The 26,307-nt window shown below is 58.1% G+C and carries 17 protein-coding genes and 1 tRNA gene; 13 read left to right on the top strand and 5 right to left on the bottom strand.

Annotated elements, in window-relative coordinates:
- Positions 1–8: 8 nt before the first annotated feature.
- On the bottom strand, positions 9–809 hold the full coding sequence (locus tag RBT76_04170; protein ID MDX9856965.1) for a hypothetical protein: 801 nt from the start codon (positions 807–809) through the stop codon (positions 9–11).
- Positions 810–1,012: 203 nt separating this feature from the next.
- Complete coding sequence (locus tag RBT76_04165; GenBank protein MDX9856964.1) at positions 1,013–2,218, bottom strand: 6-phosphofructokinase; 1,206 nt, start codon at positions 2,216–2,218, stop codon at positions 1,013–1,015.
- Between the two features lie 366 nt (positions 2,219–2,584).
- On the opposite strand from RBT76_04165, the gene ccsA reads away from it, so the two are divergent.
- The 4 genes from ccsA (at position 2,585) to RBT76_04145 (ending at position 9,930) form a co-directional block, all read left to right on the top strand.
- The gene (ccsA, locus tag RBT76_04160; protein MDX9856963.1) at positions 2,585–4,972 is read left to right on the top strand and encodes a cytochrome c biogenesis protein CcsA; all 2,388 of its coding nucleotides are present in this window, start codon (positions 2,585–2,587) and stop codon (positions 4,970–4,972) included.
- A 183-nt stretch (positions 4,973–5,155) separates the two neighbouring features.
- Complete coding sequence (locus RBT76_04155; GenBank protein ID MDX9856962.1) at positions 5,156–5,902, top strand: ATP-binding cassette domain-containing protein; 747 nt, start codon at positions 5,156–5,158, stop codon at positions 5,900–5,902.
- A complete protein-coding gene (locus RBT76_04150; protein MDX9856961.1) occupies positions 5,899–8,568 on the top strand; it encodes a Gldg family protein in 2,670 nt (889 codons plus the stop codon). The genes RBT76_04155 and RBT76_04150 overlap by 4 nt, the downstream gene beginning before the upstream one ends.
- Before the next feature lie 3 nt (positions 8,569–8,571).
- Positions 8,572–9,930 (top strand): DUF4340 domain-containing protein, encoded by a 1,359-nt coding sequence (locus RBT76_04145; GenBank protein MDX9856960.1) that lies wholly within the window; start codon positions 8,572–8,574, stop codon positions 9,928–9,930.
- Between the two features lie 219 nt (positions 9,931–10,149).
- Here the strand turns inward: RBT76_04145 and RBT76_04140 are convergent, their stop codons facing one another.
- A complete protein-coding gene (locus RBT76_04140; GenBank protein MDX9856959.1) occupies positions 10,150–12,696 on the bottom strand; it encodes a glycosyl hydrolase in 2,547 nt (848 codons plus the stop codon).
- Positions 12,697–12,941: 245 nt separating this feature from the next.
- Between RBT76_04140 and RBT76_04135 the strand changes: the two genes are divergently transcribed.
- Positions 12,942–14,192: a dicarboxylate/amino acid:cation symporter gene (locus RBT76_04135; GenBank protein MDX9856958.1), complete on the top strand. Its 1,251-nt coding sequence runs from the start codon at positions 12,942–12,944 to the stop codon at positions 14,190–14,192.
- An 11-nt stretch (positions 14,193–14,203) separates the two neighbouring features.
- Here the strand turns inward: RBT76_04135 and RBT76_04130 are convergent, their stop codons facing one another.
- Positions 14,204–14,674: a hypothetical protein gene (locus RBT76_04130; protein MDX9856957.1), complete on the bottom strand. Its 471-nt coding sequence runs from the start codon at positions 14,672–14,674 to the stop codon at positions 14,204–14,206.
- Positions 14,675–14,915: 241 nt separating this feature from the next.
- Between RBT76_04130 and RBT76_04125 the strand changes: the two genes are divergently transcribed.
- The 4 genes from RBT76_04125 to RBT76_04110 all read left to right on the top strand — a co-directional run bounded on the left by RBT76_04125 (position 14,916) and on the right by RBT76_04110 (position 19,826).
- A complete protein-coding gene (locus RBT76_04125) occupies positions 14,916–15,374 on the top strand; it encodes a CoA-binding protein (GenBank protein ID MDX9856956.1) in 459 nt (152 codons plus the stop codon).
- Positions 15,374–16,627, top strand: coding sequence for a GNAT family N-acetyltransferase (locus RBT76_04120; GenBank protein MDX9856955.1), 1,254 nt, complete (start codon positions 15,374–15,376; stop codon positions 16,625–16,627). Before RBT76_04125 ends, RBT76_04120 begins: the two co-directional genes overlap by 1 nt.
- Before the next feature lie 19 nt (positions 16,628–16,646).
- Positions 16,647–17,885: an NAD(P)/FAD-dependent oxidoreductase gene (locus tag RBT76_04115; GenBank protein MDX9856954.1), complete on the top strand. Its 1,239-nt coding sequence runs from the start codon at positions 16,647–16,649 to the stop codon at positions 17,883–17,885.
- Between the two features lie 204 nt (positions 17,886–18,089).
- Positions 18,090–19,826, top strand: coding sequence for a hypothetical protein (locus tag RBT76_04110; protein ID MDX9856953.1), 1,737 nt, complete (start codon positions 18,090–18,092; stop codon positions 19,824–19,826).
- A 124-nt stretch (positions 19,827–19,950) separates the two neighbouring features.
- On the opposite strand, the gene RBT76_04105 is transcribed toward RBT76_04110, so the two are convergent.
- A tRNA-Arg gene (locus tag RBT76_04105) sits at positions 19,951–20,022 on the bottom strand.
- 228 nt (positions 20,023–20,250) lie between these two features.
- Here RBT76_04105 and RBT76_04100 point away from each other — a divergent pair.
- The 4 genes from RBT76_04100 (at position 20,251) to infB (ending at position 26,298) form a co-directional block, all read left to right on the top strand.
- Positions 20,251–21,969 (top strand): proline--tRNA ligase, encoded by a 1,719-nt coding sequence (locus RBT76_04100; protein ID MDX9856952.1) that lies wholly within the window; start codon positions 20,251–20,253, stop codon positions 21,967–21,969.
- Between the two features lie 86 nt (positions 21,970–22,055).
- Positions 22,056–22,508 carry a hypothetical protein gene (locus RBT76_04095; GenBank protein ID MDX9856951.1) on the top strand — a complete coding sequence of 151 codons (453 nt, stop codon included), beginning with the start codon at positions 22,056–22,058 and terminating at the stop codon, positions 22,506–22,508.
- A gap of 15 nt (positions 22,509–22,523) precedes the next feature.
- Positions 22,524–23,984, top strand: coding sequence for a transcription termination factor NusA (nusA, locus tag RBT76_04090; GenBank protein MDX9856950.1), 1,461 nt, complete (start codon positions 22,524–22,526; stop codon positions 23,982–23,984).
- A 61-nt stretch (positions 23,985–24,045) separates the two neighbouring features.
- On the top strand, positions 24,046–26,298 hold the full coding sequence (infB, locus tag RBT76_04085) for a translation initiation factor IF-2 (GenBank protein ID MDX9856949.1): 2,253 nt from the start codon (positions 24,046–24,048) through the stop codon (positions 26,296–26,298).
- Positions 26,299–26,307 lie beyond the last annotated feature (9 nt).

Raw genomic sequence — 26,307 nt, 5'->3', positions numbered from 1 at the left:
ATCCAGACTCAGCCGCAGGACGGCAGGCAGGCAGCAGGGTTCGGCCCCCCCAGGAAGAGGAAATTGACCAGATAAATCAGGTCGGACAGGTCAATACTACACCCCTCATCGCCGTTGATGTTGGACGCGGCACCGCAAATTGGTTCGACTCCCCCGAGGAAGAGAAAGTTCACCAGGTAGATCAGGTCGGAGAGATCCACCGATCCTGCGCTGTCACCGTTGATGTTTCCGGTGAAGCCCGTGCAGCAACTCTGGCCCACGATACGTAGGATCCCGGACCGGAATTGGGGCGTAAACACCGTTCCCAAACTGTCCCGAAGTGCCGTTGTCCGGTAAATCAGGTCGAACTCGACGGTAACTGAGTCGATCGTAATGTCGTATGGGAAAAACGGGAGTATTTCATGAGAGAAGTGAATAGTCGCCAGAAGTCCGGTGCCGGGCTGCAGGAGCGGTTCATCCGAAGGGTAGCAGTAAAACGTTACGGCGCCGCTGGAGTCATCGATCGCCCAGCCTTTTACGAAATAGCCGGCCAGTCGGCCGTTTAGAAAGGAGGCGGAGTCAATCGCGACCAGCGTGTCTGACGCCTTGATGGTAACTTCCACTGCCGACAGCGCCTCATCGTTTGCGAGATGGATGCCCACCACCGACGAGATTCCGAACCCCACCGTGAGACTGTCCACGGAAACCGTGTCTGCAACGCCAGGGTCTTCGGCCTGCGCTTGAACTTCCTGCCCGGGCAGCAGACAGAGCAGGCCCAGAGTCAGGCACATTCCGAGGGCGTACCGTTGGTAACGGTGCAGACGCGACATCCGGCTTTTTACCTCATACGATCTTCCGTGCAGCACAAAGCAGTACTTTGAAGCAGAGCAGTAACTTTAAGGCTGCAAAAGCATTGGTGCCCCGCCGACGCGGCGTACCGACTTAATATACTGATCGGCGGCAAATTGACAAGCGCAAGAATTGGACAGCGCGCGGACAGTCAGTACGGCTGCCCGCGCACTCCGACCTCGAATCAATAAATGCGGTCTATCAACCCGGTGACTTCGACTCGACCCGGGGCGAACTCCTGGCGTACCCGTCCAAACGTAAACCCAAGCTGTTCGTACAGATTCACCATATCGAGATCGACATTGCGCTGCTTGATTGCGTCGGACACCTTCATATAGTGAATTTTGCCGTTCCTGAAGCCGGTTACCGTGACGCCGGAGAGGCCGTCCAAAAGAAGGAGTACGGCGCTTGCCCCTGCCTCCATGCCGAAGTTGGCATCATAAGCCGACGTAAATCCTGAGCGCACAATATGGCCGGGCGTCACCGACCGGACTTCGGGAATCTCGTAGTGCCCCTTGACGTACATCCCCTGACGGTGCATGAAGGACTTTATCTCATCGTCGGCCTTCAGCATCTTCTTGAGTTCCTGTACGACATATTTGCCGGCACCCGCGAGTTTCCGGTGTCCAAACGCGTCCGGTGGCACCGAGTCGTCGTAGATTTCCTTCCCCGAGGCGTTCTTCAGCCCCTCGGCAACGACGATTGTATACGTCCCCGCGTTGACGTCGCTCTCGATGACGCGCTTCATATAGACCTTCTTGAGGTGGCGGTAGAGCTCCTCGAAGTCCACCGGGAGTTCGGGAATCAGGATCGCATCGGCCTCGCCTGCGACTCCGCCACGGAATGCCGTATGACCGGCATATCGTCCGAATACTTCAAGCACCATGATCCGGTTATGACTCCGGCCGGTGGTCTTGAGGTCGCGGCAGATTTCCGCAATCCTGTTGATGGTTGAGTCGCCCCCTACTGAATACGGCTGCAGATCGAGATCCATGGTCTTCGGAGCGTGGACGCACTGAATGCCGTTTTTGTCCAGGTCAATGATCACGGATCCGGTATCGTCGCCACCGGAAATTACCAGTCCTCCGATGTCGAATTTCGCAAGACCCGTACGAATGCGGTTGTACTTGTCGGGGTCTTCGATCTTCGAGATCTTGACACGTGAGTGACCCGCCTCTGAGCCCGCGAGTCCGATGCTGAACGTATCGACCCGGGATGGGGTCAGGTCCACCAGCGTGTCCATGTCGACCAGGTTGTATAACCCGGCGTAACCGTTCGGGATAGCGAGTGTCTGGACGTCTTTGCGCGTTGCCATTTGCGCCGCGCCTTTCACCACGCCGTTTAAGCCACCACAGTCACCACCGCTGGTGATTATGCCGATGCGCTTTATCATAACGCTGCCTTTCCTCGTATGCTCGGGATATGCGGTCATTTGAACATGCCGCACATAATACTGCCTACGGTCGGTTTCGTCAACTGAGCCCGCAGCTTGCTTTTTTCTTTATCTCCCCGATCGGACTCACCGCCCGGCAGCGGTGCCAACTCGCATCGAGTGTGCATGTCGCGAAGTCAAATGGTTGACGCGCCCCGATGCGTGTCGATCGTGCGACGTCATGCCTGAACGATCGCCATTCCGATGCGCAGGGGGGACATACAACATCTATTTACTTGCCTTTCATTTCGGACCGTTACATACTGTTACCTCTGCCGGCTTGTTACGATGATCACAAGGGCCGCAGCAGTGAAGGAGTTGGAAATGTCGCTACAGGCCATCGGTGATTTGCTGATTTTGGTCGGTGTGGCCATGAATATAGTGTGCGGTATCAGCTTCTGGCTGCTCGGCCGGGGGCGACAGTCCTGGGAATCCCTGGCGATTCGATCCTATCACGTGTTCACTGCATCGGCCGTCCTTGCAAGCGCCCTCTTGTACTACCTGTTTTTCTCTCACAATTACGCATTCAAATATGTCTTCGAGTACTCGGAACGAGCGCAGCCGTTTTTATATGTCCTGTCCGCATTCTGGGGGGGCCAGGAAGGCACGTATCTGCTCTGGTTGTTGTTGCTCGCGTTGTTCGGTTACGTCATCATCCGGCGGGGTGGTCGCTACGCTGGACCGGCGATGGCTGTCTATTGCCTGATCAATCTTTTCTTTCTATTGATCATGACAAAGCTCTCGCCGTTTGCCTATTTGTCGTTTTATGCGCCGGATGGGGCCGGTCTCAACCCCCTGCTCCGTGACCCGTGGATGGTCGTGCATCCACCGATTATGTTTGTGGGATACGCGCTCGCGGCCATACCGTTTACTCTGGCGATCGCGGCGCTCGTGCGAAACGACTTTTCCGATTGGTTGCGGCTGGCTTTCCCATGGGTTGCGCTGACGGCCGTGATGCTCGGCGCGGGCAATATCCTGGGCGGGTTCTGGGCTTATAAGACGCTCGGGTGGGGAGGATACTGGGGCTGGGACCCGGTGGAAAACTCCTCGTTCGTGCCCTGGATGATCTCGCTGGCTCTCCTGCACGGTCTCATTATTGAACGGCGAACGGGTGCGCTGCGGCGGGTCAACCTGCTAATGGCGGCGCTGCTGTTTCTGCTGGTTGTCTACGGAACCTTTCTCACCCGCAGCGGCGTGTTGTCGGACTTCTCCGTCCACAGTTTTGTCGACCTGGGAGTTAATGTCTACCTGGTCGGATTCATGGCCCTCTTTTTTGTGCTGACCGTGACCGTGTTTCTCTGGCGTGTGGGCGGCATTCCCAGTCACCCACTGAACTACAACCCGCACGGCCGGGAGTTTTCGCTGTTTGCGGCCATGTCGTTGCTGTTCGCGACCGGTGCGGTGGTACTCTTCTGGAGCTCCCTGCCGGTACTCACCTCGCTTGTGGGCATGGAGCCACGGGCGGCGGAAATCGCTACGTACAACAATTTCGCTCTTCCGTTTGCCATCCTGTTCTCGCTTATCCTGATGTATTCGCCGTTTTCGACTTTCGTTGCCGAGACAATACCGGCTCGGCCACGATCGATCGGTATCGGTTTCGCGGTCGGCGCCGTGGTGGGTTTCGGCCTTTTCTACGCGGTACTCGGTGCGGGGTTGACCGTGGCCGTGCTTGTCACGATTGTGCTTGGCGGCATCGCCACCTACCTTGCCGCGCCGGTCGGCGCGGGCAAGTTGATCCCGGCGCTCACGGCGCTGGCTGTCGCCGTCCTTGCAATGGCCCTGACCGGCGTGACGGAGCCCCTTTACATCCTCTTTATCGCGACGGCCGCGATGGGGGTTGCCTCGAACCTTGTTATCGTGGCGCCAAGAATCATTCGAAACTGGCGGAGTACGGGTGGACATATTGCGCACACCGGCTTCACGATAATGCTGATCGGGATCCTTGCGTCATCGGCGTTCAGCACCAGTGAGAAAGTCATTATCCCGCTCAACGAGGCGCGCCAGGCGTTCGATGTCTCCATCACCTACGGCGGGATGGAGGGCGACGTCATGGAACCCCACAATCGTCTGATCCTGACGATGACCGATCAACAGCGTACGCAGCAGCTCAGCCCGGAGCTCTACTATTCTCGTCGTATGGACGGGCTGTTCAAGAAGCCCGCGATCGTGCGTACGACGCTCGAGGATCTCTACATGGCGCCGGAGCAGATTCTCGAAGCTAGTCGCGCCGCCGGTCTGACACTCACCAGAGACGAACCGAAGACCGTGGCCGAGTTCACATTCACATTTTTGGGGTTCTCCGTTTCCGATCACTCGGCGCAGGCCTCCATGGGGCTACGCGCCACCACGCTGGTTGAAGTAAGGCAGGGTGAGCGAATCGATACCATCGCCCCGGCCGTCATCCAGCGAATCGACGATGCCGGTCACAACCATCTCGTCGATGAGCCGGGACTGCTGCAGACCGCCGGCGGTGATACGATTCTGGTGACGATCGCCGGGTTGCAGGTCGATCGCGGCGAAATCGTACTCGATGTCCCGGGGCTGCTGGAGTCCGGCGAGCCGGAACGGCTGGTTCTTGATGTGTCCCGCAAGCCGCTCATCAACCTCGTATGGGCGGGCGCGATTCTGATACTGGTCGGCTGCTCGATTGTATTCGTCCGGCGGCTCACGGATTCTGCCGCGCCGGCCTCGGGAACTCCTCGCGCCCATTAGCACTATAATCTGCTGTACGTGAGTTCGGGCAACCCGCTTGACAAGCGAGTCCTGCGGGCATATGTTCGACCCGTTCCACATTTACCGTAATATCATGGCAGAAACAGAGGCCGCCGAGGCCGGAAGGTTGCGGGGGCGAACAAACATTCGAGGTACGCTGTGAGCCACGAAGATTACGAGGTGATGATTGAGGCACAATCGCTGTGCAAGTACTACGGCTCTTTTGTCGCGATTGAGGATATTTCGTTCTCGATTCCGCGCGGGCAGGTAGTCGCCTTTCTCGGCCCCAATGGCGCCGGCAAAACCACAACCATGAAAATCCTGACCGGCTATCTTGCCCCCAGCAGCGGGGCAGTGCGGATAGCCGGGCGGGATGTGCGGACGGACCGTCTTGCCGCGGCCCGCACTATCGGCTATTTGCCCGAGAACGGTCCGTTGTACGACGACATGACGCCGCGCGAGTTGCTCGCCTTCTTCGGAGAGGCGCGTGGGCTGACCGGGGCGCCGCTCGAGGACCGGATCCAAAAAGTCGCTGGACAGTGCGCGCTTGATCTGGTCTTCGACAAACCGATTGGCAAGCTCTCCCGCGGATACCGACAGCGGGCGGGGCTTGCCCAGGCCCTGCTGCACGACCCGGCCGTGCTGATTATGGATGAGCCGACCGCGGGGCTTGACCCCAACCAGATCCGCGATTTCCGGCGCGATATTCGCGAGCTCGGACGGGACAAAACGATTCTGATCTCGACGCACATCCTGCAGGAGGTCGATGCGGTCGCGGACAGAGTGCTGCTGGTACACAACGGACGACTGAAGTTCGACGGCAGCCCGGACCAGTTGAGATCATCCGGCTCGCTCGAAGAGACCTTCTATCGCATGACCGATTACGGCCGGGCCCCGGGAAGCGTCGCGGAAGAGGGGGGTGCGGCATGAGTATCAATCGCCAGTTCGTTCTCGCCGTCGCCAGGCGCGATTTCCGCAGTTGGTTCAGCAGCCCGACCGGGTATGTCTTTCTCACCCTGTTTATCTTCCTCAGCGCCGCAGCGGCATTCTGGCAGGAACGATTCTTTGCCAACAACCTGGCCAACCTCGACCAGCTCAACAGCTACTTCCCGTATATTCTCCTGTTTTTCATACCCGCGCTCACCATGGGCGTCTGGGCCGAAGAACGCAAACGGGGCACCGACGAACTGCTCTTGACTCTTCCGGGAACCGATCTTGAAGTCGTTCTCGGAAAGTATCTCGCGGTGGTCGGCGTGTATACCGGATCGTTATTGCTGTCGGCAAGCCATGTGTTTGTTCTGGGATGGCTGGGGTCGCCGGATCTCGGTTTGATGGTGGGCAACTACGTCGGATACTGGCTGCTGGGCTGCGCTTTGATCGCGGTCGGTATGGTGGCGTCGTTGCTGACGCGAAACTCGACCGTCGCCTTCGTGCTCGGCGCGGCGCTGTGTTCATTTCTCATTTTCGTCACCTCCCGCCAGTGGGTCGTCAACGAGTGGTTGCAGCAGCGGCTGGCGCCAATGGGCATCTTCGACTACTTCGGCGACTTCGCACGGGGCGTGATCTCCCTGTCGAGCGTCCTGTACTTCGTATCGCTTGCCGGCGTGATGCTCTACTTCAACGTATTGCTGTTGGGTCGCCGCCACTGGCCCCAGCAGAACGGCGGTGCCGGTTACTGGCGACACCAGTTGATTCGAGCGATTGCTGTCGTCGTGGCGGTCGTGAGCATCAACGTGATCCTCGACCGGATCAGTCCTCGCCTGGATGTAACAGCGGAGGGACTGCACTCGCTGTCCGATCAGACGGAGGAGTTGCTCGACGAGATACCCGGTGACCGGCCGGTCCTGATCCAGGCATTCATTTCGCCCGACGTGCCCCAGGCGTACGTCGAAACGCGGGCAAACCTGCTTGCAATGCTGCAGGAGATCGGCGCGATCGGCGCGGGCAGGGTGCAGGTCCTTATACATGATACGGAGCCGTATTCCGATGCCGCTCGCGACGCCCGGGAAAAGTTCGGTATCGTGCCGAGAGACATGGTTGTCGACGTCGGCAGCCGCACAAGCACACAGATGGTGTTTGCCGGGATAGCTTTCACCAGCGGCGCAGGCGAGGAGGTAATCCCGTTCTTCGACCGTGGTCTGCCGGTAGAATACGAACTCACTCGCTCCATTCGCACCGTCGCGCAGACCGCACGGAAGAAAGTCGGCGTCCTTCGCACCGGTGTCGATGTCTTCGGCGGCTTCGACTTCCAGACCATGCAGAACAAACCGGCATGGTCGATCGTCGAAGAACTTCGCAAGCAATACGAGGTCGTGCAGATTTCAGCCGATGCGCCGATTACCGAACAGCTCGATGGACTCCTGGTGATCCTGCCGTCCTCGCTGTCTCAAAAGCAAATGGACAACCTGCTGGCGTACACTCTGGAAGGTCACCCGGTGCTGTTGTTGGTGGACCCGATGCCGATGTCCGATATCGCGATGTCACCTGTCCTGCCTGCGGATGCCCAGAGAAACCCGTTCCAGCAAAATCAAGGACCGCCGCCGGAGCCGAAAGGCGATGTGGACAGCCTCCTCACGACGATTGGCGTCAAGTGGAACCCGGCGGAAATCGTCTGGGACAATTACAATCCGCACCCGGAACTGTCCCAGGCCCAGCCGGAGATTGTATTCGTCGGCGAGGGCAATCAGAGCGGCGAAGCGTTCAGTACGCAAACCGCCGCGACGTCAGGACTTCAGGAGGTAGTGCTGATATTTCCTGGGTATTTGTTCAATGCCATCGACTCGCCGCTCGAGTTTACGCCGCTGCTCCGTTCGGGGAGGATTTCCGGCAAATCACACTTCACTCAGCTCGTGCAGCGGGGCTTTTTCGGGATGCAGCTCAATCGAAACGTCCGGCGCACGGCAGCCGGAGAATCGTACATCCTGGCTGCGCAGATCCGTGGGACACTCCCGTCGTCCGACACAACTGGGGCATCATCACCCAAAAAAGTCAATGCGATCGTGATCGCCGATACCGACCTGATCGGCGAGCAGTTTTTCATGTTGCGTCAACAGGGCATTGCGGCGCTCAATTTCGACAACATCCCCTTTGTGCTGAACTGCATGGACGTACTCGTCGGGGATTCATCCTATATCGAATTGCGCAAGAAACGAGTGGTGCATCGTACTTTGACCGCGGTCGAAGACCAAACGCGTGGGTTTGTCCAGCGCCGTCTGGATGAAGAACAACAGGCCGAACGAGAGGCCCAGCAGGCCCTTAATGAGGCGCAGCAGCGACTCAACGAGCGGGTTGCTGAAGTTCAGACGCGTTCGGATCTCGATGACCAGACCAAGCAAATCATGATGCGAAACCTGCAGGAAGTGGAAAACCGCAGATTCGAGACGGTCAAAGCCGGCATCGAAGCGACTAAAGAGGCGCAAGTATTAGCCAGCAAAGAGCAGATGGAAGCATCGATTCGCGCCATCCAAAGCAGGATAAAGACACTCGCGGTCCTGCTGCCGCCGATTCCCGCGCTGGTACTCGGAACGGTGATCTTCATTCGCCGTCGCCGCCGGGAGATTGAAGGAGCGCGGACGGCGCGAAGGATGAGGAGTTAGGCAATGGACCAGACCCGGAAAACCGTCATCTACGCTGCGGTAGCGGTCGTGTTGGCTGTTATAGCCTGGATCGCATCGCCGTCACGCATTACTCCCGAGGCCTTCATGGATCAGGGCGAGCCATTCTTCGCCGACTTCACGGATCCGAACGCGGCCCAGAGCCTTGAGATTGTGAGCTTCGACAAGGAAACCGGCACGGCGCGGCCTTTCAAAGTGCATTTCAAGGATGGACGATGGACCATTCCATCCCACCACGACTATCCGGCCGACGCGCGCGACCGGCTTGCCAGGACCGCGGCGGGGATAATCGAACTCAAGAAAGACGACTTCCGCACCGACTCGCCGGCCGATTTTGATACGCTGGGGGTGATAGATCCGCTCGATGAGAGCAGCCCGTCGATCAACGGCCGGGGAACCCGCGTCACGGTGCGCGGGCAGAACGACGTGGTCCTCGCCGATCTCATTTTCGGTCGCGATGTTCCCGGACGGGCCGGAATGAAGTTCGTGCGGCAGCCGGACCAGAAACGGGTGTATGCCGTTCGTGCCGATGTCGACTTGAGCGGCCGCTTCAGCGATTGGATTAAGACCGATCTACTGGAAGTCACGCGGGGCAAAGTCAACCGCGTTGAGATCAATGACTATTCGATTAATGAGCGGACCCGGCGAGTGGAGGAACGAGATCGTATCACGCTGGAGCGGACCGATATCGGCGCCTGGAAAATCAATAACCTCGCAAGCGGCCGCGCGCTCGATACGATCGCCGTCGATCGACTGCTCGGTGCGCTCGACAGCCTCGCAATTGTCGGGGTGCGCCCCAAACCGGTAGGGCTGTCTCGTTCGTTGACGGCCTCTTCGTCTGAGCCGATCTCACAAGCCGACGTGCTGTCTTTGCAGAGCAAGGGGTTTTATCTCGGACAGGATGGCCAGTTACTTTCAAACGAGGGAGAGCTCAAGGTGCTCACCGACGACGGTGTAGCGTACACGCTCCGGTTCGGGGAAGTCCTGTTCGGCGCCGGTGACGCGCTTTCGGCCGGTGTGGACGGCGCAGAGGAGTCGTCCGGGAACGGGCAGGAGAGCCGCTATCTTTTTGTAACGACCACTTTCGATACAAAGGCGTTCGACGAGCCGCCCCGGCCGGCCAACGAAGAGTTCCGCACCAAACCCGACTCGCTGCTGAGTGACGATGATCGTCGCAACAAAGAGCTATCGACCGAACATGACCGGTGGAAAAGCCGGGTGGAGCGAGGGCGCAGGCTCTCCGAAGACCTGAACAACCGGTTCGCTGACTGGTACTATGTCATCTCCGCCGACAGCTTCGAGAAACTCAAGCTCGACCGGCAGGACCTGACCATGGCGAAATAGTAGATTCAAAGAGCCGCCGGGCCGTCAGGTTCGGCGGCAGCTCAGTGCAACCTGAGGCAGTATGGAATCTCAGTTGGGTGATCGGCGACTTGCCGAACTGACGCCGTTCACCGACGGAGAGCCCCGAGCGACCATCCTGCAATAACAAGAAAGAGTGGCCGACTGCGACCGCCGACCACTCGCGTACAATGACTCCTGCCAATCTCTCTGCAAATCGGCTTAGCAGCCCGCAATGCACGGCATCGGAGCCGGGCCTCCCATAAACAGGTAGTTTACGAGGAAGACCAGGTCGGACAAATCGATATCACAGTTCGAGTCCCCGTTGACATTGGCTGCTGCACTGCACGGTGGCAGTGGTCCGCCCTGGAAAAGCGCGTTGACCAGGTAGATGAGGTCGGAGAGATCTACTGTACCGGCGATATTATCGTTGACGTTACCCGATTGTCCCGTGCAGCATCCGCCCAGATCGATGGTGAACATCGACCTGCCATGGGTACCTGCCGCCAGCAGCCGAGTACCGGGGTCAAAGGCCAGATCGTGAACCGGAATTACCGGAAGCCCGGTACCGAGCGGCGCCCAGCTCGCACCTAGGTTGATTGTCGTAAACACTCCGTAGTCGGTACCGATGAAGAGCGTCAATGAGTCTTCCGGATCAGGGATAACGTCATTGATAGGAGAGTCAGGAAGCCCCGTACCGATGTCGGTCCAATTCGCACCATAGTTCTCGGTCCGGAATATGTGCGGCTGCGGTTCCCCGTCCCAGAAACCGGAAAAGGTGACGTAGGCGATGTTCGCGTGGTGCGGATCAACATTCACCCGTGTCACCCAGCGGTCTGGCAGACTGGCATCGAGTCTGGTCCACGTATTGCCTGCGCCGACATTCTGACTCACCCAGACGTTGCCGTCATCCGTTCCCACGTACACGACACTGCTGTTGGACGGCGCGACGGCAATCGTTGTAATGGTTCCGAAGTTGCCGCGCGGATGCGGACCGTTTGTCAGATCGCCGCTGATCTCGACAAACGTGCCGGCGCCGTCAATGCTGCGCAACAAATGGTTGGTGCCGTAGTAGATCACGAGGTTGTCATTCGGATCCATGGCGATCGGCGTACTCCAGTTGTGCCGGTAATTGTTGTAATTGATGGACGAAAGCGCCCAGCCCCAGTTGAAACCACCATCGGTGGACTTATACAGGTATCCGTTCTGGGCTTCGGCGTAAATCACGTCCGGGTCGGTCGGATCGACGATGACGTAGAATCCGTCGCCGCCCAGAATCCCGGTCCAATCATCTATGTTGCCGGTAAGCGTGCGCAGCGTACCGTTGTCCTGCGTTCCGCCGTAGAGACGGTTGGGATCACTTGGGTCGATCTCGATGGCGTAAAACTGCGTGCTCGGCTGATTGAGTCGAACCGCCCAGCTGTTACCGGCCGAGGTCGAATAATTGACGCCGCCATCACCGCCGGAGTATACGCGGTTTGGATTGTTCGGATCGATCCACACGGCGTGCTGATCCACGTGAATGTTGCCGGAGGTCCAGAACCACGTGGCCCCTCCGTCGTTGCTGCGCCAGATGTCAAGTCCGGTGGCAAATACAAGATCTGGATCCGACGGCGCCACCCGTACCTGCCCGAAATACCAGCCACCTGCCCACGAAGCGTTCAACGGTGCGGCAAGCAGGTCGCCGTCATTCACTCGCGTCCAGGTGGCCCCGTTGTTGACGCTTTTCCACAGGCTGACAAACTCGCCGCTTCGATTCGAAAACATGGCGTACACGACGTTTGAAGCCTGAGCCATCGTCAGTCCGATACGTCCAAGCGTATCCGAGGGCCCCGGGATGCCGCCTCCCGCCGGCGCCCAAGTGTCTCCGAAATTGGAGGATCGATAGACACCCGTATTCGGCCCGCCGAGAATCGTAGGCTGATCGATATACCGCACTTTGTCCCACATGGCGGCCAGCACCGTGCCGTCGTTGTGATTATAGACGATGTCTATACACGACGTGATATCGGAAATATAGAGTTTCTGTAGCCAGGTGGCGCCACCATCGTCGGAGCGATACACGCCACGAACGGGGTTCCCGTCGCCGAAATGTCGCCCGCCAGCGGCCACGAAGATGCGCTGCGAATTGGATGGATCCACGATGATCCTGCCGATGTGGCGTGATTCGGTCAGGCCGAGGTGGCTCCACGTCAACCCCGCATCGATTGACTTGTATATTCCCGTCCCCGGATAGTTGTCGGCCCCCTGGTTGGCCTCACCGGTCCCGACGTAGACAGTCGCCGGATCACTGGGATCGATAGCGATGGCGCCGATCGCCGGGCTGCCGACATCGTCGAAGATGGGCGACCAGGTCACACCTGAATCAGTTGATTTGAAAACGCCGCCCGCGGCTGAACCTGCGTATACGGTCGCGAGATCCGATGGATGGACGTCAATCGCCGTAATGCGCCCCGGAATATTGGTCGGTCCTGCCTGCTGCCAGGCGGATGACTCACTGGCCTTGAGCGCGAAAGCGGCGAGCGCCTGGCGGCTGAACTCGGTTGCGACCAATTGCTTCTCGACTGATAGGGTATCATGGGGCCAGGCTCGCTGGACGTGAAACCAGTCGCCGGGCCGTTTACCCGGTGGCTTCGGGGGGCGCTCGCCCTGGCTGAGATGATCCTTGATTGGATAGTCATCGGTGATATAACGCGGCCGGTCGTACTGAAGCCAGTAAATCCCCGCTGCCAGCACTATGACGCCCGAGAGCGCGACCAGTTTCTTCATGTGTGTCTCCCTGATCGTTATCAACAATAATCGACCGCGACCGTGGGTATGTTGAGTGTTTATCGACCGTCCGTGAGGGGAACAGGAAATGCTCACATCAATCTATGCGCGCTTTCCGGGCCTGTCAATGCAATAGTCCTGATCCGCGAGCCCAATCGCACCCGCGCGCAGTTTTATCGTTGTGAGCGCACCGTCCCATAGATATACTGCATCGTGAGATTCAGCTACAAAGGGCAGCTCTCCCTATGATGACTCGAAAATCAGGCAACATCGTTCTGGCCGGTATGATTGCCGCCGCCGTCCTTGGAGCGCTGGGTGGTTACTACCTGCCGGAATTCTTCAGCTCTATCGGTTTTCTCGGAACGATCTTCCTGAACGCCCTCAAGATGATAGTTGTACCGCTGATCGTTGCGTCCATGATCGTCGGCGTCACGTCGCTCGGCGACGTGCGCAAGCTCGGCAGAACCGCCGGATACACTTTCCTGTACTACTTGTCTACGACCGCACTGGCGGTGATCACCGGCCTGATTTTGGTGAATCTCCTCCAGCCGGGAGTAGGCGTCGAGCAATTGGGAACGGACGTGTCGGAGATCGTGGCCAAAGGACAGGGAAAAACGCTGCTTGATGTGCTTGTCAGTCTTATTCCCTCCAATATCGTGAAAGCGGCTGCCGACGGCGACATCCTTCCACTGATATTCTTCTCCCTCCTGTTTGGAGCGGTCCTGAGTTCGCTGGGGGAGAAGGGCAAGCCGGTTATCGAGTTCTTCGAGTCACTCAACCTGGCCATCATGAAGATGGTCACCCTTATCATATGGTTTGCCCCGATTGGCGTTCTGGCTATCATAGGGGAGATTGTCGCGCGCGAGCGCGGTTCGGTCGCAGACCTTCTCTCGCGGCTGGGGATGTACGTACTCACTGTGCTGCTCGGATTGATGATTCATGGTGCAATCACACTGCCGCTGCTGCTCCGGGTATTCGCAAAACGAAACGCCTTATCGTACGGCGCCAATATCGGCCAGGCGCTTGCCACCGCCTTCACGACGGCGTCTTCATCGGCAACTCTCCCGCTGACGATGGAACAGGTGGTCGACCGTAACAAGGTAGACAGCCGCGCCGCGTCTTTTGTCCTGCCGCTCGGGGCGACCATCAACATGGATGGGACGGCGATGTATGAAGCGGTGGCGGCGTTGTTTATCGCTCAAGTGTACGGAGTCGATCTCACGATCGGACAGCAAGTCGTGATCTTCTTCACAGCGACCCTCGCGTCAATCGGCGCGGCGGGGATACCCCATGCAGGTACCGTGATGATGGTGTTCGTGCTCTCGGCGGTGGACCTTCCGCTGGAGGGAATCGGCTTCATCTGGGCCATCGACTGGTTTCTCGACCGGTGTCGGACCACTGTCAATGTGTGGGGAGATGCTGTAGGCGCCGCGATAGTCGCAAATACGAGGGAGTTTTCCGGACGCGCGGACGAGCCGCTCGATCCTCATGTATAGGCATTCCGGCTTTACACCGCCGTACGTAAGCCCATGTCGAACCAGGCGCCCGTGTAGACGAGTGCGATGATGCCCTTGACGTCGGCCGGCCAGTGTAGACCCACCATATACATGTAGCATAACAGGGTCAATCCGAAAAAGACCTTCACAAGTCCGGTCGGGGTCGAATCGGCGATCATCCGGTAGACGCCGAAAAGCAGGAACAAAACAATCAGAGAGGGGGCGAAGTAGAGATTGACCCAGCGCCACAGATCGTCAGGCGTAGTGGTGACCTTCAGTGGACTCTGGCTCGGCAAGGTGTTCAGGTATACGACGTGCGCTATAGCGAAGAACACTGCCAGAGCGAGGAATAGCACACCATCGACGTTGTGCGACTGGAGCTCGCGAACGGCCGTCATCGCAAAGAACATCGCCGCGGCGGTGGTGCCGATCAGAACCAGGTACGCCGTCTGCCCGAATATGTCGACCAGTTGTTGCTCCATCGGTTTTCCCTTTCAACCGTACCTCCTGTAAATGGCATGCCGAAAATCAGGATGACGGGAGACGCCTGCAAGTCATTGTTATAAAGTTATATAGCTACGAGGCCCGGATTCCGGTCAAGTTTCCCCGTGCAAACCTATGCAAACGCTGTGACAGCTCACCACGATCCCGCGGAGCAACCAAAAGCGGTTGCACATGGAGTCCGTTCGTCTCTATTATGATGTCCAGAGGAAATCTTAGCCTGTGAAACCCGACCCCGCCATTGTCGCTTTTTCGACGCCGCAACGTGTCGCTGTCGTAGGAGTATCCCGGACCCGATGGAAGTTCGGTAATACGGTTTTTCGGGAATTGCTTCGGAGGGGGTACGACGCTGTCCCCGTCTCCATGAGTGACGTTCCGATTGAGGGGAAACGTGCCTTTCTGTCCCTATCTGTAATCCCGGATCCTCCTGAATCGGTCATTGTCGTGGTGAAACCGGAGCGGGTCGGCGGTTTAGTCGACGAAGCTGTTCGGACCGGGGTGCGCCGGATCTGGTTTCAGCAGGGTGCAGATTTCACCGAGGCCGCCGCGCTGGCAAAGGCCGCGGGGCTCGATGTTGTCACCGGCAAGTGCATCCTCATGTACGCGGAGCCGGTTGGCGGTATACACGCCGTTCACCGGTATCTCTCCAGGTTGTTTTCACGTCTACGGGGTGTCAGTTGATGTACTCGATCAGACCACTGGACGAGGCATCGTTTGACGATGCCGTCACATTGATGACTAACGCTTACCCAGGTATCGCCCGGGATGGCAGTGCGGGCCTCGAACGCGTGCGGCAGTATATGCGGGACGAACTGCTGGATCCGCGTGTGTCGTACTGCGGCTGTTATGATGACCGGCGACTGGTCGGGTTTATGCGATTGCACGATTTTCGCATCAACGTGAGGGGCACTTTGATAAGCGGGGGAGGAGTCGGCGGCGTGGCGGTTGACCTGACCCACAAGAAACGCGGTGTCGCCAAAGCAATGATGGAATACTATCTGCGACAGTACCGCTCGCGAGAAGCCTCGCTGGCCCTGTTATGGCCCTTTCGACCGGACTTCTATCACCAGATGGGATTTGGCTACGGAGCCAAAATGTACCGGTATCGCGTGACAGCGCAACAGCTACCTCCATCTGAAGAGCGATTCCGATGTCGATTCCTGAACGCCAACGATATCCCGCAGTTGCTGGGCTGCCACAATGCGATCGCCGCCGAACGGCACGGCATGGCCGAGGAAAACGAACATACGTTTTTCAAGACCTTTCGGCCGGAGCGCATGCACAAAGTCCTGGGCTATGAATTCGACGGTGTCCTCGAAGGCTACGCCGTGCTGGCCTTTACGAACTTTGACCCCGGCAACTTCATTAAGTATGACCTGAGAGTACACCACCTGTTGTACCTGACTCCCCGCGCCTTGAGCGGAATGTTGGGATTTCTTCACAGCCAATTCGATCAGGTGCGCCACGTGCTGATCGCATCACCGGATGACGCCTTTCATTATCTCTGTCAGGACCCCCGTGACAACAGCGATGTTTTGGAGCAGCCGGTGTTTCACCAGACCAACACCGCAGGTGTCGGTATCATGTTTCGCGTGATTGACTTCGATCGACTGTGCGGACAACTCCAACCCGTGGCATTTCCCGGGTCCGAGATCTCAGTCGGTATTATGCTGCGAGACACCTTCCTTCCGGAGAATGACGGTCGACGGGTTGTAGCGTTTCGGGGTGGACGTGCTGAATTGGTAGCCGTCGATTCACCGACGGTTGAGATAAACCTCCCGATAGCGGAATTCTCGTCCATGGTAATGGGCGCGGTGACTTTTGATAAGCTGTGTGAATACGGTATCGCGACGATCGACAAACCTGCACGAGTTGCCGATGTCACGCGCCTGTTTGCGACTGAGACTCCGCCGTTGTGCCTGACGTCTTTTTAGTGCTCGAAATCCAGGGCTTATGCACAAAGAAACGGATACACAGGCCGCCGCCGAAACGCTGCAACGTCCCCTCGATCGACTGCCCGATCGAGTGTTCGATGTTGTCGTGGTTGGCGCCGGCCCGGCAGGATCCATTACCTCCATCCACCTCGCTGCCGCCGGGCTCGAAGTGCTTCTCGTCGACCGCGATCGCTTTCCCCGAGAAAAAGTCTGCGGGGATTGTCTTCTCTTTGATGCCATTGATGCCCTCCGCCGCGCCGATCTGTTGGACGAAATAACTCGCCGGGGTCACCAGCCGCCGGTCGCGACAATTTACAGCCCGAGGCGATATCACTTCGATGTTCCCGGGACGTACTGGACTATTAAGAGAAGGACATTCGACGCTGTACTGGCCTTCGCCGCGGCACGGCGCGGAGTGCTGTTCGGTCATGCGGAAATCAACGAAGCCTCCGTAGATCGCGAGGGAATAGTCTGCCTGCACGTCACCGGGTGCGATCGCGTCATCCGTTCGAGACTTGCGGTCGTCGCCACCGGCGCACAAGTCCGACTGGCCGGCCGCACAGGCCTGGTTGCCCGTGAGGAACCCAGCGCAGTCGCCGTCCGCCGCTACGTACGGTCCCGATATCCCATCGACAGGATGATCCTCTCCTACGACCGCTCGCTGATCCCCGGGTATGCCTGGATCATACCGCTCGGCGACGGAGAATACAATGTCGGATGCGGATGCCAATTCGAGAAGGGAGAGTCGTACGGCAGCCTCAAGCGCGTGCTGGAGACGTTTCTGAAAGAGTTTCCCGAGAGCCGGCGGTTGATGGAGCAATCCGAGGAGGTATCCAGACTCGGTGGGGCCGCACTTCGCTGCGGACTTCAAGGTGCACGCCTGATCGACGCCACGAGTCGATTTGTGGCGGTCGGTGAAACCGCCGGGGCGACCTTTCCGTTCACCGGCGAGGGTATCGGGAAGGCCATGGAGACCGGCGAATTGGCGGCTGACGCCATCACACGGGCGCTCAGCTCCAGGGACTTTTCTCAACTTGAAGCCTATCCGAGGCGTGTCGCCGAAGAACTCCGCCCCAGATACCGAGGATACTTCTTCGCGGAGAAGTGGCTGTCACGCCCGTGGCTCAACGATTTCGTGTCCTGGCGCATTCAAAGCAGCCCGCTTTTGCAGCGGCGCTTCAAAGACTTTGTTTCGGATACGGGGGATCCCCGAAAGGTCTTCGCAGTCGCCACACTTGTTCGTTCATTCTTCCAGTAGTTTATCATCGAATTGATGTTTCACTTGCGGGTTGTGGCGTAACCGATTGGTAACCAACGCAAACAGATCGCGGCCCCTTGGGAGGCTCCGGGACGTCGCCGTAAGACACAGCGCCGGCGAAACTTATGCCGGCTCCGTACGTATTGACAGGGAATGAAAGTCTGAATTCCATCTGGGAGCATGGACCAAAGAAGGAGACCCTGAGTGCGCAACATAAACAGACTCGGGCTGATCATATTCGTCATTGCGGTGTGTGCCGCGGTATCGTCTGAGGCGGTCGAAATCGCCCGTCTCGACAAGCTCCAACCCGGAGACCTGGGAGCCACCGGGTTTGAGTTGACCAAAGACGCTTCGGTGACCATCGACGCCGTTGGAATGCGCCCGCGCGATGCTGATCAGTTGAGCGTGTACGCGTGGATTTTGAACACTGATACGCGGGAGCTCGTGTGGATTATGCAGCCCGGCGCTACTGACCGGGTGCGCGGCAGCCGGCAGCTTCGTCAGGTTAACGAAACTGAATCACTGCAGGCGGGCAAGTACGAGCTATACATGTACGCAGGTCGACACTGGAACTGGGGCGACAACTCGATAAACCTCAAAAACCTGTTTACGGAGATTTTCTCAGGCGAGTGGGACGAAGAGGACATCGAGGAACTGCGCGAATGTCACGTCACGATCTCTGCCGACGGTCTGTCGGCCGGTCAGGTCAAGTCGTTTACGCCCGATGGCGGCTTCCCCGACGCCTTAATCCGGCACACAAAACTGAGGGACTCCGAATACCTTCAAACCGCTTTCCGTCTCAATCGGGACATGAACATCCGCATCTATGCCCTCATTGAGTTCCCGAGCGGATACCGCGAGCCGGTTGATCAGGCCTGGATTATCAACAATAGCACCCGGGAACGGGTATGGGAAATCTCCCGATGGGATGCCGACTACGCCGGAGGCGGCAGGAAAAACCAGGTTTACGACGATGAGATCTCACTACCCAAAGGCGAATACACGCTGTATGCCGTGACCGACGATTCCCATTCATACGAAGAGTTCAATACTGCGCCCCCGTACGATCCTATCAACTGGGGCGTGACTCTGCTGCCGGGCCGCAATTCCGATCGGGCATCATTCGCGGTAATCGACCTCCCGGAGTCGCAGAAACCCATTATCGACTTCACCCGGGCACGCGATAACGACTTCATGGAGCAGCCGTTCCGCGTCAGCAAAACCACCGATGTCCACGTGTATGCCATCGGTGAGTGCGGCAGCGACAAACAGTTCGTGGATTATGGTGCGATCCAGGAGGCGGGAACCGGGCGCGTCGTCTGGGAAATGGACTATCGGAACACCACGCATGCCGGGGGTGCGGAGAAAAACCGGATGTTCGACGGCACCATTACCCTCGAGCCCGGTCTATATTACGCGTTCTATTCGACCGATGACTCGCATGCATTTGACGACTGGAACGCCTCAGCGCCGTATGACGCCCGCAGCTACGGGTTGGCGTTGTATCCGTCTCGCGAGGGAACCGCGTCGGCCATTACGCTGGTGACTGCCGACGAAGTGAGCGAGCAAAGTAATGTGCTGGCCCGCCTGACCCGTGTCCGTGACGGGGAACGGCTCCGGCAGCGCTTCACGCTAAAGAAAGATTCCTGGGTGCATATCTATGCTGTCGGTGAAGGGACGGGCGGTCGCATGTATGACTACGCGTATATCATCGACAGCAGTACCGGCCGGGACGTATGGGAAATGACCTGGCGAAAGACCGACCACGCCGGCGGCGCCAGCAAAAACCGCAGAGTGGACGACACGGTTCTATTGCCGAAAGGCGAATACGAAGTTATCTACGTCACTGATGACTCGCACTCGTTCAACAATTGGAATTCGGCGCCGCCCCGGGACCCCATGAACTGGGGTGTGACGATTACGCTGTCCGACAAACGATAAGAAATCCTCACTGTATCTTAGTATCCCTTCATTGACCAGGGGCCGACGGCAGCAATGCCGCCGGCCCTTTTGATCTCCGGGCCTGATTGACATCGATGTCGGGGTGATAACTGGCAATAGAAAATACCCCCGTCAGGAATCGAACCTGAATTTCCGGCTCCGGAGGCCGACGCGTTATCCGTTACACCACGGGGGCATTCAGAAGTGCCGAGCTGTAACGCTCAGGCGCTACAGTTTATACGGCGTGGGTGTGATCCGCAACTACAAAATGCAGCGGGTATCGGCGAGCATGCTCAGTTCCAGCGTAAACTTTTCCGTTGCTTTGAGATAATGATTAGGTATTTTAAAAATTCTCCGCGACATGGCAATTTCGGGCGCCGACTCGCGGATAGAAGTAACATATTGTCAGACAAGGATAAACAGCATGCGCTGGACCAGGACATACATCCCGACGCTGCGCGAAGCGCAATCCGATGCCGAGCTGGTATCTCATCAGCTGTTGCTGCGCGGTGGCTACATCCGAAAACTCGGCGCCGGTATCTATCTGTATCTGCCGTTGATGCAGCGTGTCATCGAGAAGTTCTCCACCATCGTCCGTGAAGAGATGAACCGCGCCGGCGGGCTGGAAATCACGATGTCCGTGCTGTGCCCGGCGTCGCTGTGGCAAAAATCCGGCCGGTATGACACCGTCGGTAAGGAGCAGATGCGGCTCAAGGACCGCCACGATCAGGACATGGTGCTGTGTGGAACGCACGAGGAAACGGTCACAAACCTGATCGCCGGCGAAGTGCGCTCGTACCGCCAGCTTCCGCTCAACCTGTACCAGATACAGGTAAAATTCCGTGATGAAATCCGCCCCCGCTTCGGTCTCATGCGCGGGCGTGAGTTCATTATGAAGGATGCCTACACGTTCGATGCCGACGAGGACTCGTTTGCCGTCACGTATCAGAAGATGGTGGACGCCTACTTCGCGGTATTCCGGCGGGCAGGCCTGGATGTCATCAAAGTCGAATCGGATACGGGCGTAATGGGCGGCAAAGCGGCCCATGAATTTATGCTGCTCGTAGATACGGACGCCGGCGAGGAAACGATTATCGTCAGCGAAGACGGCAAGTATGCAGCCAATGTCGAAAAAGCCGAGTTCCGAGATACCGCCATTATCGAGGTCGAGCCGGACTTGAAGACGGTGGAGGCGGTCGATACGCCGGGAGCCGCCACCATCGAGGAAGTGAGCGCCTTCCTCCGGATACGACCGACCAGACTCGTCAAAACGCTCATTTACATGGCCGATGGTAAGCCTGTCGCCGCCCTGGTAAGGGGAGACCGGGAGCTGAGCGAGGTCAAACTCAAGAACGCGATAAAGGCGAACGAGCTTGTTATGGCGTCGCCGGCAGAAATCGAATCAGCCACCGGCGCTCCGGTGGGGTTTGCCGGGCCGGTCGGACTTAAAAACGTCCCGATAATCGTCGATCGGCTGGTTGCCAACCTCCGCAATTTCGTCGTGGGTGCCAATCAAAACGAACGACACCTCATCAACGTCAATCTCGACCGGGACTTCGCGGCATCGACCCTCGCCGACATAACCGAAGCCCGCGAAGGGGATCTGGCCCCCTACCACGACTCGAAACTCATCGCCAAAAGCGGTATCGAAGTCGGCAACACGTTTATGCTCGGTACCAAGTACTCAGAGACGCTGGGCGCGACCTTCCTCGATGCGGAGGGCAAAGAACGTCCCTGCATCATGGGTTCCTACGGCATCGGGATAACCCGTACGCCGCAGGCCGCACTCGAGAAATATTACGACGAACGAGGTATTATCTGGCCCAAGAGCATCGCGCCGTACCTGGTTGAGGTCATTCCTATCAGCATGGACAACGAAAACCACGTCGCCGCCGCCCAAAAAGTCTATGATCAGTTGAACGATGCGGGAATTGACGTGTTATGGGATGATCGGGATGAACGACCGGGAGTGAAGTTCAACGATGCGGATCTGATCGGTATCCCGATTAGAATCACGATCGGCGATAAGTCTCTGAAGGATAACAAGGTAGAGATGAAAGCGCGCAGCGGCTCGGACGTGGCTCTGGTTCCGCTTTCGGACATCGTGCAGGCTGTCAGAGACCTGGCCGGGAAGCTGAACTGAAACATAAATAGGTTGCGCCCGAATAAGATAGCGTTTATAATTGCAGGTTACGCCGGGCATGGACCCGGCGTGGCGTATTGAGGTCGATGAATCGCGATCAGGAATTGAAAGACCGGATAGCGGATCTGGTCACGGCGCCGCTCGCCGCGGAACGCTGTGAACTGGCTGACATCGTGCTGTCGCGGTACAAAAGCAGCGTGACGCTGAAGCTGTTCGTGTACGGCAGCGATGGTGTGGATCTGGACCGGTGCGCCCGCCTCTCGCGGGCGGTCGGTGACCTGATCGACAATACCGACTGGTTTGAAAACGGGTACACGCTCGAGGTATCCTCGCCGGGGCTCGATCGCCCCCTGACGACGGAGCGGGACTTCCGCTTCCGGGTCGGGGAGACCGTTAGAGTGCTGTTCGCTGACCCGGCGCGCAAAAAAGTAACGGCCGAGATTGTCTCCGCCGGTGACGGCACGGTCACGTTTTCGGATGGAACCGAAACGCTGTCGGTTCCGCTTGCGGAGATCAAGAAGGCGACCATTGTCTTTTGACGAGGGAGTGCTTGGATGGCATTCGACATTTTGGATGCGATGACGCTGATCGCGCGGGAAAAGAACATCGATTTTGACGCCGTCGTGGAAACGCTGGAAGCGAGTCTGCTGGCCGCCGCCAAAAAGAAATACGAGTACACCGACAACATCTCGTTTAAGTACGAAAAGAAGTCGAACGAGTTGTTCATGATCGCCACGAAGAAAGTGGTGGACTCGGTATCCGATCCGACGATCGAAATTAAACTCGATGACGCCCGCGAAATAGACTCGACCGCGGAAATCGGCGACGAAATCGACATCTACCTCGACTACGAGTTCGAGTTCGGCCGCAACGCGATCGCTTCGGCCAAGCAGATCCTGATTCAGAAGATCCGCGATGTCGAGCATGAACGCATTTACGGCGAATTCATCTCCAAGGTCGGTACCCTCGTGTCGGGCATCGTGCAGCAGATCGACAAGGGAAATGTCATCGTGAATCTCGGCAGGGGCGAGGGCATTCTGCCGGTCAGGGAGCAAATCCCCCGTGAGAAATTCCGCCAGGGAGACCGGGTCAGAGCGTACATTCTGGATGTCCAGCAGTCGCCCCGAGGTCCGGTGATTCTGCTCTCGCGCGTCAATGACGAGTTCCTTCGCGCGCTATTCGCGCTGGAGGTTCCTGAAATCTATGAGCGCGTGATCGAGATAAAGGCGATCGCCCGCGAACCCGGCGAACGGGCCAAGGTGGCGGTGTATTCGTCCGACGAGCGCATCGACCCGGTGGGCGCCTGTGTGGGCATCAAGGGCGTCCGCGTGCAGAGTATCGTGCGCGAATTGAATAACGAACGAATCGACATCGTACCGTGGGCCTCCAATCCGGAGCTATTCGTAACGCGCGCGCTGGCCCCCGCCAAGGTCACCAATATCGACATGTTCGAGTTGGAGCAGAAAATGACCGTGGCGGTCGAAGACGAAAAACTCTCTCTTGCGATCGGCCGCAACGGTCAAAATGCGCGTCTGGCCTCGAAGCTCACCGGATGGAAAGTCAATATCATGTCCGAAACGGAGTACAGCGAGGCCAAGCGCCGCGAGGCCGAGATGCTGGTGCCGGTCGGTCAATTGGAGGGCGTGGGCGAGAAGATCCGCAATCGCCTTGTTGAGGCGGATATCAGTTCCGTACAGCGGCTGGCTGAAGCCTCGGCTGAGACGCTTACCAAGATCGAAGGGCTTGGCCAGAAGACCGCTGAGACGCTGATTGAGCGGGCCAAGGAGTACGTCCGCAAACTCGAGGCTGAGTATGATGCGGCACGGGCGGCCGAAAAAGCCACCGAGGAACCGTCCGACGATGAACAGCCGCTGAAGGTAGACGATGTGTTTACGTCGGATGACGAATATGTCACGGAAGAAGATGATGTTCCGGAAGCCGCCGCCGGTAATGAGGATGACGAGGATGACGAAGAGTCAACGGATGAACCAGAGGACGACAAGGAGTCTGCCTGAGTGAACCGCAGTCACGAACCGGCGTATACACCACACAGGCGACCATTCGAGGAGGTTACACGTGCCAGGCAAATCTAAACGCATCTACGAGCTGGCAAAGGAATACAAGATTTCCTCGAACGCTATGCTCACGATTCTCGAAGAGTTGAAGTTTGAGCCCAAGTCGCACATGTCCGTGGCGACCCCTGAGATGGTCGAGGCGGTGGAGAAAAAGTTCGCCGTCGAAAAACAGGAAGCCAAAAAGGACATGAAGCAGAAGATCCAGGCCAAGGCGAAAGTGCCTGCCGTCCAGGGCCAGGGCCCGGTTTCCGATGCGTCCGTGGTGACCAGCAGCGGCGGTATCAAGGTCAAGGACTCGACCGACAAGCTGTCAAGTGTGCTCCGGCGGATTGAGAAAAAGAAAAAGAAAAAAGAACGTCGCCGCAAAAAGGGGCGTCGAGAAGTCGACAAGGCCGAGGTCGCGCGTGCGTTTAAAGCTACAATGGCCGGCATCAGCGGCGGCAAGGCCCGCCGGAAATACCGTCGCGGCGGATCGGAATTCGACGAGGCCGACAACCACGACAGCAACGTCATCGAGATCAACGAGTACATGTCGGTTGCCGAGTTGGCAAAACTGATGGACGTAAAGCCGGTAGACGTTATCGGCAAACTCATGGGCATGGGCGCCATGGCCACAATCAATCAGCGCCTCGACATGGACACGATACAGATGGTGGCCAGCGAGTTCGGTTTCGAGACACGCGAGGTCGGCGACATCGGCGACGAGGCCCGCGAAGACGAACATGAAGATCAACTCGAATTGCGCGCCCCGGTCGTCACCGTCATGGGGCATGTCGACCACGGCAAGACATCGCTGCTCGACTACATCAGGCACACCAACGTAGTCGCCGGTGAAGCCGGCGCGATCACGCAGCATATCGGGGCGTACGAAGTGCACCACAATGACCAGCGCATCGTTTTCCTTGATACGCCCGGTCACGAGGCGTTCACCGCCATGCGGGCGCGCGGGACGCAGATTACGGATATCGTCATCCTGGTTGTCGCGGCCGACGAATCGGTGATGCCGCAGACGCTGGAAGCGATCGATCACGCGCGTGCTGCCAACGTCCCGATAATCGTCGCCATCAACAAAATCGACAAGCCTAACGCCAATCCGGACAACGTGCGCACCCAGTTGTCACAGCATAATCTGCTGGACGAGTCCTGGGGTGGCAAAACGATAATGGTCGAAGTCTCCGCCAAATCGGGGCAGGGCATCGACAGACTGCTCGATATGGTGTTGCTGCAGGCGGAGCTGTTGGAGCTGAAGGCCGATCCCGGCATTCGCGGGCAGGGCGTCATAGTCGACTCTCGACTCGAGCGTGGCCGCGGTCCGGTCGCCACCGTGCTCATCCAGCGCGGAACGTGCGCTATCGGAGATCCTATCGTCGCGGGCATGTACTCCGGCCGCATCCGGACGATGGTCAATGACCGCGAGGAGAAGATGGAGATAATCGGACCGTCGACTCCCGCACAGATTACGGGTCTCTCCGGCGTCCCTCAGGCAGGGGACAGCTTCCTCGTCGTGCATGACGATCAGGAGGCGCGCGAAATCACCCTGCGACGCAGCCAGATCAAGCGCGAATACGAACACCGCAGGCCGCAGGGTGCCGTTACCCTCGAGAAAGTCTTCGACCAGATTCGCGAAGGACAGATCAGGGAACTCCGGCTTATCATCAAGGGCGATGTCGACGGCTCGGTGGAAGTGTTGTCGGACACGCTTGGGAAGATCGCCACCGACGAAGTGAAGACTCATATCATACGAAGCGGGGTAGGGGCCGTTACGGAGTCCGATGTTCTTCTGGCGGCAGCGTCGGACGCCGTCATTATCGGATTCCAGGTCGCTCCGGATACGCGCGCACGCGAACTTGCAAGGACCGAGAAAGTTGATATCCGGCAATACTCGATCATCTATGAAGCGGAAAGCGATATTCGCAAGGCGCTGGAAGGCCTGTTGTCGCCGACAGTATCCGAGAATCTGGTCGGATCTGCCGAGGTGCGTAACACGTTTCGTGTCCCCAAGGTGGGGCTGATCGCGGGCTGCTACGTGAAGGAAGGCCGCATCAACCGCAAAGACAGAATCAAGCTGGTGCGCGACGGCAAGATCGTGTACAGCGGATCGATCGGTTCGCTCCGGCGCTTCAAGGATGACGCTCGCGAGGTCAAGGAAGGCTACGAGTGCGGTATCGGTATCGAGAACTTCCAGGATGTCAAACTCGGCGACGTGATCGAGGCGTATGAGCTGGTCGAAACGGCGCGCACGCTTCAGAGCTGACCCGGTACG

The organism is Candidatus Zixiibacteriota bacterium (assembly GCA_034003725.1).
Taxonomy (GTDB): Bacteria; Zixibacteria; MSB-5A5; order GN15; family FEB-12; genus WJMS01.
The sequence above is the reverse complement of the archived record's forward strand: the minus strand, read 5'-3'. Positions and strand labels throughout refer to the sequence as shown.

Coding starts and splice junctions, on each gene's coding strand:
- RBT76_04150 (MDX9856961.1), top strand. CDS start 5,899: ATGAGTATCAATCGCCAGTTCGTTCTCGCCGTCGCCAGGCGCGATTTC.
- RBT76_04135 (MDX9856958.1), top strand. CDS start 12,942: ATGATGACTCGAAAATCAGGCAACATCGTTCTGGCCGGTATGATTGCC.
- RBT76_04095 (MDX9856951.1), top strand. CDS start 22,056: ATGAATCGCGATCAGGAATTGAAAGACCGGATAGCGGATCTGGTCACG.
- RBT76_04115 (MDX9856954.1), top strand. CDS start 16,647: ATGCACAAAGAAACGGATACACAGGCCGCCGCCGAAACGCTGCAACGT.
- RBT76_04100 (MDX9856952.1), top strand. CDS start 20,251: ATGCGCTGGACCAGGACATACATCCCGACGCTGCGCGAAGCGCAATCC.
- RBT76_04140 (MDX9856959.1), bottom strand. CDS start 12,696: ATGAAGAAACTGGTCGCGCTCTCGGGCGTCATAGTGCTGGCAGCGGGG.
- RBT76_04170 (MDX9856965.1), bottom strand. CDS start 809: ATGTCGCGTCTGCACCGTTACCAACGGTACGCCCTCGGAATGTGCCTG.
- RBT76_04130 (MDX9856957.1), bottom strand. CDS start 14,674: ATGGAGCAACAACTGGTCGACATATTCGGGCAGACGGCGTACCTGGTT.
- ccsA (MDX9856963.1), top strand. CDS start 2,585: ATGTCGCTACAGGCCATCGGTGATTTGCTGATTTTGGTCGGTGTGGCC.
- nusA (MDX9856950.1), top strand. CDS start 22,524: ATGGCATTCGACATTTTGGATGCGATGACGCTGATCGCGCGGGAAAAG.
- RBT76_04145 (MDX9856960.1), top strand. CDS start 8,572: ATGGACCAGACCCGGAAAACCGTCATCTACGCTGCGGTAGCGGTCGTG.
- RBT76_04155 (MDX9856962.1), top strand. CDS start 5,156: ATGATTGAGGCACAATCGCTGTGCAAGTACTACGGCTCTTTTGTCGCG.
- RBT76_04120 (MDX9856955.1), top strand. CDS start 15,374: ATGTACTCGATCAGACCACTGGACGAGGCATCGTTTGACGATGCCGTC.